The sequence below is a fragment of the Luteimonas huabeiensis HB2 genome, from assembly GCF_000559025.1.
Lineage (GTDB): Bacteria > Pseudomonadota > Gammaproteobacteria > Xanthomonadales > Xanthomonadaceae > Luteimonas > Luteimonas huabeiensis.
This window is the reverse complement of sequence record NZ_JAAN01000043.1, coordinates 19,472-32,007: the sequence shown is the minus strand read 5'-3', so window position 1 is coordinate 32,007 and position 12,536 is coordinate 19,472. Positions and strand designations below refer to the sequence as shown.

At 73.3% G+C, this 12,536-nt stretch carries 14 protein-coding genes; 11 read left to right on the top strand and 3 right to left on the bottom strand.

Annotated features, from left to right (window positions below; genetic code table 11):
• Nucleotides 1-2: 2 nt before the first annotated feature.
• From sctQ to Z164_RS0117110, 3 genes are read right to left on the bottom strand one after another with little or no spacing between them, the layout of a single operon-like run.
• Nucleotides 3-1,076 carry a type III secretion system cytoplasmic ring protein SctQ gene (sctQ, locus tag Z164_RS21520; protein ID WP_024891902.1) on the bottom strand — a complete coding sequence of 358 codons (1,074 nt, stop codon included), beginning with the start codon at nucleotides 1,074-1,076 and terminating at the stop codon, nucleotides 3-5.
• Nucleotides 1,069-1,668, bottom strand: a complete 600-nt coding sequence (locus Z164_RS23635) for a response regulator (protein WP_024891901.1) — start codon at nucleotides 1,666-1,668, stop codon at nucleotides 1,069-1,071. The genes sctQ and Z164_RS23635 overlap by 8 nt, the downstream gene beginning before the upstream one ends.
• The gene (locus tag Z164_RS0117110) at nucleotides 1,668-2,756 is read right to left on the bottom strand and encodes a sensor histidine kinase (RefSeq protein ID WP_024891900.1); all 1,089 of its coding nucleotides are present in this window, start codon (nucleotides 2,754-2,756) and stop codon (nucleotides 1,668-1,670) included. The genes Z164_RS23635 and Z164_RS0117110 overlap by 1 nt, the downstream gene beginning before the upstream one ends.
• Before the next feature lie 149 nt (nucleotides 2,757-2,905).
• Here Z164_RS0117110 and Z164_RS0117105 point away from each other — a divergent pair, with 149 nt between their 5' ends.
• The 11 genes from Z164_RS0117105 (at nucleotide 2,906) to Z164_RS0117055 (ending at nucleotide 12,516) form a co-directional block, all read left to right on the top strand.
• A complete protein-coding gene (locus tag Z164_RS0117105) occupies nucleotides 2,906-3,361 on the top strand; it encodes a FliO/MopB family protein (RefSeq protein ID WP_024891899.1) in 456 nt (151 codons plus the stop codon).
• A 236-nt stretch (nucleotides 3,362-3,597) separates the two neighbouring features.
• Nucleotides 3,598-5,649: a type III secretion system export apparatus subunit SctV gene (gene sctV / locus Z164_RS0117100; protein ID WP_201769610.1), complete on the top strand. Its 2,052-nt coding sequence runs from the start codon at nucleotides 3,598-3,600 to the stop codon at nucleotides 5,647-5,649.
• Nucleotides 5,650-5,684: 35 nt separating this feature from the next.
• Nucleotides 5,685-6,896 (top strand): FHA domain-containing protein, encoded by a 1,212-nt coding sequence (locus Z164_RS0117095; RefSeq protein ID WP_024891897.1) that lies wholly within the window; start codon nucleotides 5,685-5,687, stop codon nucleotides 6,894-6,896.
• A gap of 128 nt (nucleotides 6,897-7,024) precedes the next feature.
• Complete coding sequence (locus Z164_RS0117090) at nucleotides 7,025-7,357, top strand: hypothetical protein (protein WP_024891896.1); 333 nt, start codon at nucleotides 7,025-7,027, stop codon at nucleotides 7,355-7,357.
• Between the two features lie 53 nt (nucleotides 7,358-7,410).
• Nucleotides 7,411-7,836 (top strand): hypothetical protein, encoded by a 426-nt coding sequence (locus Z164_RS21515; RefSeq protein ID WP_024891895.1) that lies wholly within the window; start codon nucleotides 7,411-7,413, stop codon nucleotides 7,834-7,836.
• 18 nt (nucleotides 7,837-7,854) lie between these two features.
• On the top strand, nucleotides 7,855-8,628 hold the full coding sequence (locus tag Z164_RS0117080) for a hypothetical protein (RefSeq protein WP_081770243.1): 774 nt from the start codon (nucleotides 7,855-7,857) through the stop codon (nucleotides 8,626-8,628).
• A 93-nt stretch (nucleotides 8,629-8,721) separates the two neighbouring features.
• On the top strand, nucleotides 8,722-9,360 hold the full coding sequence (locus Z164_RS0117075) for a hypothetical protein (protein ID WP_024891893.1): 639 nt from the start codon (nucleotides 8,722-8,724) through the stop codon (nucleotides 9,358-9,360).
• Nucleotides 9,357-10,001 (top strand): FliH/SctL family protein, encoded by a 645-nt coding sequence (locus tag Z164_RS0117070; protein WP_024891892.1) that lies wholly within the window; start codon nucleotides 9,357-9,359, stop codon nucleotides 9,999-10,001. Before Z164_RS0117075 ends, Z164_RS0117070 begins: the two co-directional genes overlap by 4 nt.
• Nucleotides 9,998-11,353, top strand: a complete 1,356-nt coding sequence (locus Z164_RS0117065) for a FliI/YscN family ATPase (RefSeq protein ID WP_081770242.1) — start codon at nucleotides 9,998-10,000, stop codon at nucleotides 11,351-11,353. Before Z164_RS0117070 ends, Z164_RS0117065 begins: the two co-directional genes overlap by 4 nt.
• On the top strand, nucleotides 11,350-11,838 hold the full coding sequence (locus Z164_RS0117060; RefSeq protein ID WP_024891890.1) for a hypothetical protein: 489 nt from the start codon (nucleotides 11,350-11,352) through the stop codon (nucleotides 11,836-11,838). Before Z164_RS0117065 ends, Z164_RS0117060 begins: the two co-directional genes overlap by 4 nt.
• A 9-nt stretch (nucleotides 11,839-11,847) precedes the next feature.
• Nucleotides 11,848-12,516, top strand: a complete 669-nt coding sequence (locus Z164_RS0117055) for a hypothetical protein (protein WP_024891889.1) — start codon at nucleotides 11,848-11,850, stop codon at nucleotides 12,514-12,516.
• The last annotated feature ends 20 nt before the right edge of the window (nucleotides 12,517-12,536 follow it).

Below are 12,536 nucleotides of genomic sequence, written 5' to 3'. Positions count from 1 at the left end.
GCTCAGTTCCAGGCGATCAGCCGCACGCCGAGGGTGTCGCCCACGGCCACCAGTTCGCCCTGTCCCACCGCCTCGCCGTTGGCGCGCAGCACGACGTTGGCGCCTTCCAGCCGCGCCGGCAGCGCGAACACGTAGCCCGGTTGCAGTTCGGCCAGTTCGCCGACCCGCAGGTCGATCGCGCCGATCTCGAAGCTCAGCCGCACCGGCAGCGCGCGCGGCCCCGCAGCGTCGGCCTCCGTCGCGGCGGCGGCGTTGTCGGGTGGCGTGTCCTGTTCGCTCATGCTCGCGGTCTCTTCGAAACGGGGAAGGGGATGTGCCGGGCCCTGCACGCGCCAGCCCTGGGCAGTGGCGGCCAGCGGCCAGGCCAGGCCGGCGCCGTGCGCCTGCACCGGCGGCGGGGCGCTGCGGCGGCCGATCAGGATCACGTCGCCCGGCCGCAGCGCGTCCCAGTCGCCGGCCGGCAGCGGCGGCACCGACAGCGTCAGGCGCAGGCGCACGGGCAGTTCGGCCCAGCGGCCCAGCGGCGCGGGCGGATCGTCGGCGTAGGGCGGCGCGGCCTGCGCCAGCAGCCGCGGCAGCCAGGACAGCGGCGCGCGCAGGCTGCCCTGCGCCAGCGCCGCGCCGGGCACCCTGGCTTCGGCGTCGTCGTCCTCGATCAGGAAGTCGAGCCAGACCTGGTCCGCGCCGGCCTCGTCCGGCGTCGCGTCGGGCAACGGCGTGAGCGCGACGCCGAAGGTCTCGCTCAGCCGCATCAGCCAGGACTCGTGGGCCAGGCTCCAGGCCAGCACCCGCGCGCGTCCGCTGTAGTCGCTCCAGTGCGGGGCGTCGTCGCGCGCCGGCGGGGCCTGCAGGCGCAGGCCCAGGCGGGTGCCTTCGGCGTCGAGCTCGAAGGTCTCCGCGGCCGCGGCCGGGGCGCCGGGCCCGAAGCGCAGCAGGCCGTTGTCCTGCAGCAGCCAGTGCTGCGGGCGCTGGAAGAACTCGCGCAGGTGCTGCAGCCCGGCGGGCGGGATCTCGGGCAGGCGCCCGCGCAGCGATGCGGCCGCTGCGCGCGGTGCGGCGGTGATCGTGTCAGCCATGCCCGAGCGCCACCTTCATCAGTTCGGGGAGGGAGCGAACGCCGAGCTTGGCCATCATGTTGGCGCGGTGCAGCTCGACGGTCTTGATGCTGATGCCGAGGATGTCGGCGATGATCTTGTTCGGCTTGCTGGCCACCACCAGCTCCAGCACCTGCCGTTCGCGCGGGCTGAGCCGGGCCAGCGCCGCGTTGTCGCCCCCGCCCTGCTGGCGGGCGGCGGCCACCGCATGGCGGATGGCCTCGATCAGGGCCTCGTCGCCGAACGGCTTCTCCAGGAAGTTCGAGGCGCCCTTGCGCATCGCCTCCACCGCCAGCGGCACGTCGCCGTGCGCGGTGACGAACACCAGCGGCACCTTGCAGCCCTGGCGGCGCAGTTCCTCCTGCAACTGCAGCCCGCTCATCTGCGGCATGCGGATGTCCGAGACCACGCATTCGGCGTCGCCGCGCCGCCGCGCCGGCCAGTCGGCGAGAAAGGCCGGCGCCGAGGCGTAGGCGCGCACGTCGAAGCCGGCGGTCTCCAGCAGCCACGCGGTGGAATCGCGGAAGCCGTCGTTGTCGTCGACCAGGAACACCTGCGTCTGCGTCTGGCCCATCACGTCCTCCCTTCCGCCGGCGGCAGGGTGAAGCCGAACACGCTGCCGCCGCCTTCGCGCGGCTCGAAGAACAGCCGCCCCTCGTGATACTCGATGATCGACCGGCAGATCGCCAGGCCGATGCCCAGCCCGTCGGTCTTGGTGGTGAAGAACGGCGAGAACAGCTGCTCGCTCTCGGCCGGCGACAGGCCCTTGCCGCGGTCGAGCACGCGCAGTTCGATCTCGCCGTCCAGGTTCACCCGGGCCTCGATGCGCAGCGCGCGACGGTCCGCCGGCACCTCGCGCATGGCCTCGATCGCGTTCTTCACCAGGTTCAGCAGCACCTGCTCGACCATCACCCGGTCGGCGTAGGCGGCCGGCAGCGAGGGGCCGAGATCGACCTCGATGCGCAACTGCTGGCGCTCGGCCTCCAGGCGCAGCAGCTCGAGCACGGTGTCGGCGATCTGCGCCAGCTGCTGGGCGTCGCGGCGGGGCTCGCGCGCGCGCACGAATTCGCGCACCCGCGCGATCACCGCGCTGGCGTGCTCGGCCTGGGTGCGCGCGGCCAGCAGCGCGCGCTCCACCTGCGCCGGCCCGCCGGACTGCTGCACCAGCCGCAGGCTGCCGTTGAGGTAGTTCACGATCGCCGCCAGCGGCTGGTTGAGCTCGTGCGCCAGGGTGGCGGCCATCTCGCCCACCGACATCAGCCGCGAGGTGAACAGCAGCTTGTCCTGCCGGCTCTTGTGCGAATCGAGGATCTCGATGCGCTCGGAGATGTCGACCGCGGTCAGCAGCAGCGCGCCCACGCCCGCCGCCTGCCCGGCATCGCGCCAGTACAGCGCGTACCAGCGCCCGTTGTGCGGGGCGCGGACCTCGCCGCCGGTCTCGACGTTCGCGCCGCAGCCGTGCAGCGCCTCGAGCAGGCGCTCGCGCTGGCGATGGCCCTCCAGTTGCCCGAACTCGGCCTCGAACGCCGCGTTGGCCGCGATCAGGCGGCCGCTGTCGCGCGCGTAGGCGGCGCAGGCGAACGGCAGCGCCGCCAGCAGCTCGGCCAGCGCCGCCGCGGGGGCGGCGGGTTCGCGGGCGCCGGGCGCGCGCGTCGCGCTCACCGGCCGCGCCCGCCCGCGGCGGGGCGCCGCGCCGCGCGCCAGGCGCGCATGGGAGGAGGAGCGGCTTGGGGTAACCTGCAGCGGCCGCGCGCGGCCGCGCGCCGGCCCGCTGCCGACGTTGCGTCCCCCGCCTCCGATCCCGATCTCAGATGCGCCATCCGACCCGTTCCCTTCCGTGCATTCTCGCCTGCCTCTGCGTGGTCGCCCCCTGCGCGGCGCGCGCGGCGGCCGCACCGCCCACCGCATCGCCGACGTTCTGGGGCGAGTTGCTGGCGATCCTGGTGCCGCTGGCTTTTATCATCGTTGCCCTTTTGCTGGCGTTACGCCACATCCGGCGGCGCTACGGCTTCACCGGCCAGGACGCGCCGCTGTCGGTGGTGCAGATCCTGCCGGTCGGGCCGCGCGAGCGCGTGGTGCTGGTGCGCGCCCGGTCCGGACGGGTCCTGGCGATCGGCGTCGGCGCGCAGTCGGTCGGACTGATCGCCGAGCTCGACGCCGAGGACATCGCCCCGCCTCCCGGCCAGCCGGCCGCCGCGCCGGACCCGGCCGCCAGGCGGACCTTCCTCGACCTGATGCGCCGACCGCAAGGGCCTGGCACGCGTTAGTGTGAATCCGGTCACATAACACGCCGCACGCGCGCCGCTCATCGGCCTGCAACACGTTTTTTACCTACTGCTCACTTGCGCGGGCTATCGTAACTCGGCAAAAAGTGACGCACGAGGGCAGGGGCGATGCGGCATCCGGAAGTCGGCAAGCGGACAGGGGCGGGGGACCAGGCGGTCGGGACGAGGCGCATCCAGCGGTGCGCAGCCCGGCGTTCGGTCCCGGCGGGAGCGTGCGCGTGCGCGCCCTAATCGCCAACCTGTTCGCCGCGCCGCCCGGCACCGCGCAGCGGCGGAGCTTCAGCTACAGCGACGTCGTCCTGGCGTTCGCGGCGGTCACGATCATCACCGTCATGATCCTGCCGCTGCCGCTGTGGCTGATCGACAGCCTGGTCGCGGTCAACATCTCGATCGGCTTCGGCCTGCTGCTGCTGGGCATCTACATCCCCAACCCGGTGGCGTTCTCCAGCTTCCCCAGCGTGCTGCTGCTGACCACGCTGTTCCGGCTGGCGATCTCGATCGCGATCACCCGCTCGATCCTGCTCCACGCCGAGGGCGGCCACATCGTCGAGACCTTCGGCACCCTGGTGGCCGGCGGCAACCTGGTGGTCGGCCTGGTGGTGTTTCTGATCATCACCGTCGTGCAGTTCATCGTGATCGCCAAGGGCGCCGAGCGCGTGGCCGAGGTGGCCGCGCGCTTCACCCTCGACGCCATGCCCGGCAAGCAGCTGTCGATCGACTCGGACCTGCGCGCGGGCCTCATCGACAAGGACGAGGCGCGCCGCAAGCGCCGCCTGCTGGAGACCGAAAGCCAGCTGCACGGCTCGCTCGACGGCGCGATGAAGTTCGTCAAGGGCGACGCCATCGCCGGCATCGTCATCATCCTGATCAACCTGCTCGGCGGCCTGGCCATCGGCGTCCTGCAGCGCGGCATGCCGCTGGCCGACGCGACCCGCACCTACTCGATCCTGACCATCGGCGACGGCCTGGTCTCGCAGATCCCGGCCATCCTCGGCACCATCGCCGCCGGCCTGGTGGTCACCCGCACCACCGGCGAGATCGAGGACCGCCACCTCGGCGACGCGATCACCCGCCAGGTCTCCGGGCAGCCGCGCGTGCTGCTGATCACCGGCTGCCTGGCGCTGCTGATGATGCTGGTGCCGGGCTTCCCCATGGGCGTGTTCCTGGTGCTGGGCCTGGCGCTGCTGGGCATGAGCGCGTGGCGCTACCGCTACGACTTCGAGCACCTGCGCCGGCTGTTCCGCGTGTCCGACGACGAGATCGCCGCCAGCCTGGCGCCGGCCGACGGCGAGGAACTGGCGCCGCCGCCGCCGTTGCAGATCGAGGTCGCGCCGTCGCTGGCCGAGCGCTACGGGCAGGAGGCGGTGCGCGCGCGCATCGGCGAGGTCGCCCAGCGCCTGCGCGAGGAGTACGGCGTGCCGGTGCCGTCGCCGAAGCTGCGCATCAACCCCGCGCTGGAGGAAGGCGAGTACCGCCTGAGCGCTTACGGCGCGCGGCTGGCCTCCGGCCGCCTGCCGGCCGATGCACGGCTGCGGCCGGCGCGCCCCGGCGCCGACGCCTCGGCGCGGCTGCCCGGCTTCTTCCCGGCGCTGTCGGGCGAGTGGACCCAGGAGGCCGACGAGACCGCGCGCGCGCCGCTGGACGTGCTGGCCGATCATGCCCGCGGCGCGCTGCAGCGCCGGCTGGGCGGCTTCCTGGGCATCCAGGAGACCTCCAACCTGTTCGGCAAGATGCAGCGCGACTACCCGGACCTGGTCAAGGAGATGCTGCGCGTGGTCGCGCCGCAGCGCGTGGCCGACGTGCTGCGCCGGCTGGCCGAGGAAGGCGTGCCGATCCGCAACCTGCGCGACGCCTTCGAGGCGATCACCGACGTCGGCGGCCGCGAGAAGGACGTGGTGCTGCTGACCGAATACGTGCGCGTGGCGCTCAAGCGCGAGATCGCCGACCGCTACGCCGATGCCGAGCGCACGCTGCACGTGCTGCTGATCCATCCCGAGCTGGAGGACAAGCTGCGGCAATCGGTGCGCGTGGCCGGCGGCGCCAGCCAGCTGGCGATCTCGCCGGAGCTGGCCGCGCGCCTGGGCGCCGAAGTGCGCGCCCACCTGGGCCGGCAGGCGCCGGGCGTGCGCCCGGTGCTGCTGTGCTCGCTGGACGTGCGCCGCCACCTGCGCAAGCTGATGGAGGTCGATTTCTTCGAGCTGCCGGTGCTGTCCTACCAGGAACTGGCGCCCGATCTGCGGATCGTGCAGGCCGGGCAGATCAACGCCTGAGGCCGCGCGCCGGGAAGAACCCAAGGAGTCCGCACATGACATCCGAAGCCATCGCCCAACCCGATGCCCCCGCCGGCAAGGTGCTGCGGATCGTGGCGGGCCTGCACGCCGGCGCCAGCCGCGAACTGGCCGAGCGCGAGATGATCCTGGTCGGCAGCGGCGACGACTGCGACATCGTGCTCGCCGACCGCGGCGTGGCCAGCCACCACGCGCTGATCAGCGTGGTCGACGGCGTGCTGCAGTTGCGCGCGCTGGATGCGCCGCTGAAGCTGGAAGGCCGCGTGCTGCACCCCGGCGATCCGGTCGAGCTCGGCGGCGTCGAGCGGGTCGGCCTGGGCGAGACCGCGGCGCTGGCCTTCGGCGACCTCGACGATCCCGCCTGGCTGGCCCTGGCGCCGGAAGGGGTGACCTTCGAGCCCGCCCGCCCGCGCCCCGGCCAGGCGATCGTCCGCCGCCTGCCGATGATCGCCGCGGTCTCGGTACTGTCGCTGGCGCTGCTGGCGATCTTCGTGGCGGTGGTGCCGGCGCAGGAGCAGCAGGTCGACGTCGAGCGCCGGCTGCGCGACCTGGCGGCCGAGCACGACGTGGCCAATCCGCAGGTGGAGCAGCGCGCCGACGGCAGCTACGTGCTGGCCGGCACCGTCGAAGACCGCGCCACCCGCGACACGCTGCGCCAGCGGGTGAGCGCCGAGGAGCTGCCGGCCACCGTGCGCCTGCGCAGCGGCGAGGATCTCGCGCATTCGGTGTCGGAGATCCTGCGCGGCGGCGGCTTCCGCGTCGAGCGCGTGCGCTACCTGGGCAACGACGACGTCGAGGTCACCGGCGAGTTCCCCGACGTGGGCAAGTTCGAGCGCTTCGTGCGCTCGCGGGCGATGGCCGAGACCGGGGTCAACAGGGTGCTCCCGGTGAACCTGGCCGAGCCGCAGGACGCGGGCCGGGAGGTCGCCGCCGAGGACCTCGATCCGATCCACATCGTCGCCATCGTGCGCGGCGAGAACGCGCACGTCGTCGCGCTCGACGGAACCCGCTACGAGGTCGGCGCCCGGCTTCCGGGCTGGGGCCAGCTGGTGTCGGTCGGCGAACACGCGCAGGTGCTCAGCAGCGACGGCACCCTGCAGCGGCTGACCCCGCGGCCGCCGCCGGTCGCGCCGGACCCGGAGGCGCCGCCCGCCCCCGGCGCCGCGGCGGCGCCCGGACAGACCGCGCAGGCGGTGCAAGAGGCCCGGGCCGCTGCGCGCCGCATGTAGCGGCACCCGGACCTGGGGCGTACCCCAGGTTACGCATTCATGTTGAACGGTTTCGGTAGAGTCGGCAGTTCGCGAAGCGCAGCAGTGGCAATCTCCACCATCGATCGCAAGCCAAGAGGAGTCCTCCTATGAGCACCATCGACAATTCGCAGTTGAACAATTCCATCCTCGGCGTGGCCGCGATGGACAGCAGCCGTGGCAGCTCGCGCAGCAGCGGCGGCGGTGGAGCAGGCTCGAGCAGCTGGTACGCGGCGATGGCGCGCGCCTGGGGCAACACGCTCGACGGCCAGGCGGCCAAGATCATGAACATGTCCGATCAGATCGGCGCAGGCGCCAACGAGCCGTCCAATCTGCTTCAGCTCACGACGATGAGCCACGAGATGTCCTTCATGGCCAACAACGCCTCGACCTCGCAGAACAGCGTCGGCCAGGCGCTGGAAACGCTGGGCAAGCGGCAGTAACCATCCCGCCAAGACATGTTGCCTGAGGGCCCGCGGGCCCGGGAGTCACTCCAATGATCGAAGCCATCCAGGTCGCGGCGCTCGACGTCGCCGCGCATACCGGCCCCGCCGGCGCCGCCATGGCGCCGCAGCAGGCGGGCGCCATCGACGTGCGCGACTTCGCGCAGGCCCTGCAGCGCACCGGCGGCGCCAGCGGCCCGGACGCCGCGGCCGCGCCGCAGGCGGTGCAGGACCCGGCCAAGGCCGAGCCTTCCGAAGGCGCGCGCATGATGATCTCCGCGTTCGACAGCCTGAACAGCGGTGCCAAGAACATCGAGGCGCTGTCGAAGGCCATGAGCGGAACACAGGACCTGACGCCGAGCCAGGTGCTCGAGATGACCATGAAGTGCCACGAGTTCCTGTTCCAGTCGCAGCTGACCTCCAACGTCGCCAACCGCACCTCCGACGGCGTGCAGCAGCTGTTCCGGCAGCAGTCCTGACGGTCGCAGGAGCGCGCCATGATGAGTCCCGGAAAGCGGTGGACGGGTTGGGCGGTGTTGCTGCTGTGCGCGCTGCTGGCCGCCTGCAGCCGCACCACGCTGTATTCCGAGCTCGACGAGCGCCAGGCCAACGAGGTCCTGGCGGCGCTGCTCGCTTCCGGCGTGGACGCCGAGAAGCGCACCTCCGTCAGCAAGACCGGCTGGGAGATCCGCGTCGACCAGTCGGATTTCCCGTACGCCATGCAGATCCTGCATTCGCGCGGGCTGCCCGGGCAGCGTTTCGACCTGCTCGGCGACATCTTCAAGAAGGACGGCTTCGCCACCTCCGCGCAGACCGAGCGTTCGATGCTGCAGCACGGTCTGCAGCAGGAGATGTCGCGCACGCTGTCGCGCTACCCCGGCGTCGCCGAGGCGCACGTGCACATCAACCTGCCCGAGCGCGACCCGCTCGGCGGCACCGCGACCGACGCCTCCGCCTCGGTGGTGATCTTCGAACAGCCCGGCGCCAATGTCCGCGATTTCGAGACCGAGATGAAGATGGTCATCAAGGACGGCGTGCCGGGCATGAGCGACATCAACAAGGTGACGGTCACCTTCCAGACCTTCGCCAATCCGGTGCAGGGCCCGGCCGCCCGCCCCGGCGCGGTGGCCATGTCCGCGATCAGCCCGCTCGGGCTGGGCATCGCCGCGGCCGTGGTGGCGCTGCTGGGCGCGCTGTTCGCCTTCGGCGGGCGCTTGCGCCAGCGCATGCAGGCGCGCAAGGCCGAGACGCCGCCGGTGTGGAACGGCTGAATGCGCATCGGCAGCGCCGCCGCCGTTTTCGGGTGCCGCCTGCCGCGTGGCGCCGCTGCCGTGCCCGACGCACGGCGATGGTAGGGGCGGGCGATGGCGCTGCAGGCCCTGCTGTCGGAGATCGATCCGAGCTGGTTCGCGGCAGGCGATGAACCGCTGCCGCCCGAGCTGCTGCGGCGCGCGCGCGGCAGCGCCCTGGGCCGTCGGCTGCTGGTGCGCGGCCTGCTGCGCGAAGGCGCTGCCCGCGCCCTGTTCGCGCCGCGGCCGGGCCAGGACTTCGCCACCCTCGCCACCCGCTGGCCGCGCGCCAGGCTGGAACGCCTGACGCGGGATCTCGGCGTCCTCGCCTACGCGCCGCTGATCCGCGCGGAGGTCCGCCGCGAGCCGGTGCGCAGGCTGAAGCGCGCGCTGGGCAACAGCTACCTGCTCGCGCTCGACCCCAGCGTCTGGGACGCCAAGGTCGCCCCGGAGGTGGCGCGGCGCCTGGCGGCCGCCTGGGACGGCGCGCTGCGCGCGGATGCCGACGATGCGCGGTTGCTGGCGCTCTTCGCCAGGCAGGGGCGCGACGAACTGCGCGCCTGGGCGGCGCAGCGCGAGCCCGCGCTCGGGGAGTGGGTGGCGCTGCTGCACCCGCGCGAGGACGCGGGCCCCGCGCACCTGCCCGAGAAGCCGGTGCTGCTGCTGTGCACCCATCACGAGACCCGCGCCCTGACGGAGAACCGCCGCCGATGAATTCGCCCTCCGACGCCGCCGTGGCCGTCCAGGACGCGCAGCGCTTCGGCCGCGTGCTGGCCGCGCGCGTGGTGCCCGCGCAGGCCTGGGCGCGGCTGGAGGAGCTCGACGCCCTGCTCGAGCGCGTCAACGCCCTCTACGCCGAGGCCGGGCAGGAGATCGCGCGCGCGCGCGAGCAGGGCCAGGCCGAAGGCTTCGCCGAGGGCCTGGCGCGCGCGCAGCAGCAGATGACCGAGAAGCTGGCCGCGCTCAACGAGCAGCGCGCGCGCGTGCTGGGCGACGCCGCCGGGCGCATCACCGAGCTCGCCTGCGCGATCGTGGCGCGGATCGCTCCCGGCTTCGACGCCGCCCGGGTGGTGCCGCCGCTGGTGATGCAGGCGGTCGAGGCGGCGCAGGCGGAGCAGTTCCTGCTGATCCGCGTGCACCCCTCCGTGCGCGAGAGCGTCGCCGCCGGCCTCGGCGCGGTGCGCCAGGCGCATCCGGCGGTGGGCGTCATCGAGCTGGTCGACGACGAGAGCCTCGACCCGCTGAGCTGCGTGGTGGTCTCGGAAGCCGGCGAGGTGCGCGCCGGCGTCGCCCAGCAGATCGAGGCGATCCGCCTCGCCCTGGCCGGCGCCGCCGGCCGCGGGAGCGCCGGATGAGCGGCTCCGATCCGCTCGACGCGGTGCTGGCCGCGGCCGGCGATCCGCTGCTGAGCGCGCTGACCGCGGTCAAGACCGTCCAGCGCGTGGGCAAGGTGGCCGACGCCTACGGCACGCTGATCCGCGCCACCGGCCTGCGCGCCTCGATCGGCGAACTCTGCCACCTGCGCAATCCGCCCGGGGAGGGCGATCCGAATTTCTCCCTCGCCGCCGAGGTGGTGGGGGTGGCGCGCCAGCACACCCTGCTCACGCCGCTGGGCGCGCTCGACGGCATCTCCGCCACCACCGAGGTCTACGCCACCGGCCGCCAGGCCGCGCTGCGCGCCGGCCCCGGGCTGCTGGGCCGGGTGCTGGACGCCCACGGCGAACCGCTCGACGGCCGCGGCCCGATCGCCGGGCCGACGGTGGAGGCGCCGATCTACGCCGCCTCGCCCAACCCGCTGACCCGCAACCTGATCGAGCGGCCGTTCTCCACCGGCGTGCGCGCGATCGACACCGTCATGACCGCCGGCGAGGGCCAGCGCATCGGCATCTTCGCCGTGGCCGGCGGCGGCAAGAGCACGCTGCTGGGCATGCTCGCCCGCGGCGGCGACGCCGACGTCAACGTGATCGTGCTGGTCGGCGAGCGCGGGCGCGAGGTCAACGAGTTCATCCACGACAACCTCGGCGACAGCGGCCTGGCCAAGTCGGTCATCGTGGTCGCCACCTCCGACCGTCCGGCCCTGGAGCGCAGCCGCGCCGCCTGGGCCGGCACCGCCATCGCCGAGCACTTCCGCGACCAGGGCAAGCGCGTGCTGCTGCTGGTGGACTCGGTGACGCGCTTCGCGCGCGCGCTGCGCGACGTCGGCCTGGCGATCGGCGAGCCGCCGGCCAGGCGCGGCTTCCCGCCCTCGGTGTTCAGCGCGATGCCGCGCCTGTTCGAGCGCGCCGGCAACAACGAGCGCGGCAGCATCACCGCGTTCTACACCGTCCTGGCCGAGGACGAGGACGGCGGCGACCCGATCGTGGAGGAAGTCCGCTCGATCCTCGACGGCCACATCGTGCTCTCGCGCAAGCTCGCCGCCGCCTACCACTACCCCGCGATCGACGTGCTGACCAGCCTCAGCCGCACGATGCCGCGGGTGGTCGACGAGGGCCACCTGCGCGCGGCCGGTCAGCTGCGCAAGTACCTCGCCAAGCACCAGGACATCGAGCTGCTGCTGCAACTGGGCGAGTACAAGCGCGGCAGCGATCCCGAGGCCGACGTGGCCATCGAGAAGATCGGGCCGATCCGCAAGCTGCTGCAGCAGTCCTCCTCCGAGCTGGTGCCCTTCGAGCAGTCGGCGCAGGCGCTGCGGAGGCTGTTCGGATGAAGCGCTATCCGCTGCAGACCCTGCTGAAGCTGCGCGCCCACCGCACCGAGGCGGCGCGCCAGGCGGTGCTGGCGCAGCAGCGCGCGGCGGCGGCCTGCCGCGAGGAGTGCCAGCGCATCGGCGGCGAGATCGAGGCGCTGGGCCGCGAGCGCGCCGACCACCGCGCCCGCCTACTGGACCCGCCGCCGGCCGGCGTGCCCTGGCCGGTGGCGCTCGAGCATCGCGAGTCCCACATCGGGCTGCTGGCCGAGCGCATCGTCGCCGCGCAGCAGCGCCTGCAGGCGGCCCAGGCGCGTCTGCGCGAGGCCGAGCAGGCGCTGGAGACCGCCAAGCAGGCCTATTTCCGCGCCAAGGCGCGCGAGGACGCGCTGGAAAAGCGCAAGCGGATCTGGCGCGACGAGCAGTTCGCGCTGGAAGCGCACCAGGAAGAGGACGCGGCGGCCGATCTGCTGCTCGCGCGCTACATCGCCCCCGGATCGCACTGAGGTGACCCCATGAGCGTCGAACGCAGCCAGTCCGCAGACAACGCCGCCAACGCGCGGCTGCAGGAGAGCGCGAAGACCCGCGAAGGCGAGCGTCCGCCGCCGCCGCGCGAGAACGTGGACCGCTTCCGCGAAGTGCTGCGGCAGGCCGGCCAGGCGGGGCGGGAGGCGCGCGAGGAATTCCAGGCGGCTCGCCAGGAGCAGTCCGGAGCGCCGCACGGCGCCGGCGCCGACGACGGTCAGCGGGTCGAGGCCGTCGGTGCGCGCCGCGAGGAGGGCGCGGACGCCGGCCAGCAGACGCTGGAGGGAGCGGAAGTGCTGGCGATGATGCAGGCGCAGTCGGCCCTGCGCGACGGCGCCGCGGCGCCGCCCGTGGCCCCGCCGCCGGTCAATGCCAACGCCTTCGCCGAACTGGTCGAGCGCCACGTCCGCCAGCTCGCGGTCGGCGGCGGCGCCGGCCGCGATGCCGCCGACGGCCAGGTCCTGCTGCGCATGTCCGACGCGACCCTGCCCGGCACCGACCTGCTGCTCAGCCGCACCGAGACCGGCTGGGCGCTCAAGGCCGATACGCGTTCGCGCGGCAGTTACGACGCGATCCGGGAAGCGGCGCCCGAATTGGCCCGCCGCTTCGCCGAGAAGGGGCTGGGCCGGCTGGAGATCGATTCGGAGTTGCACGCGTGAGCCAAGATTGCCGGCAGCCC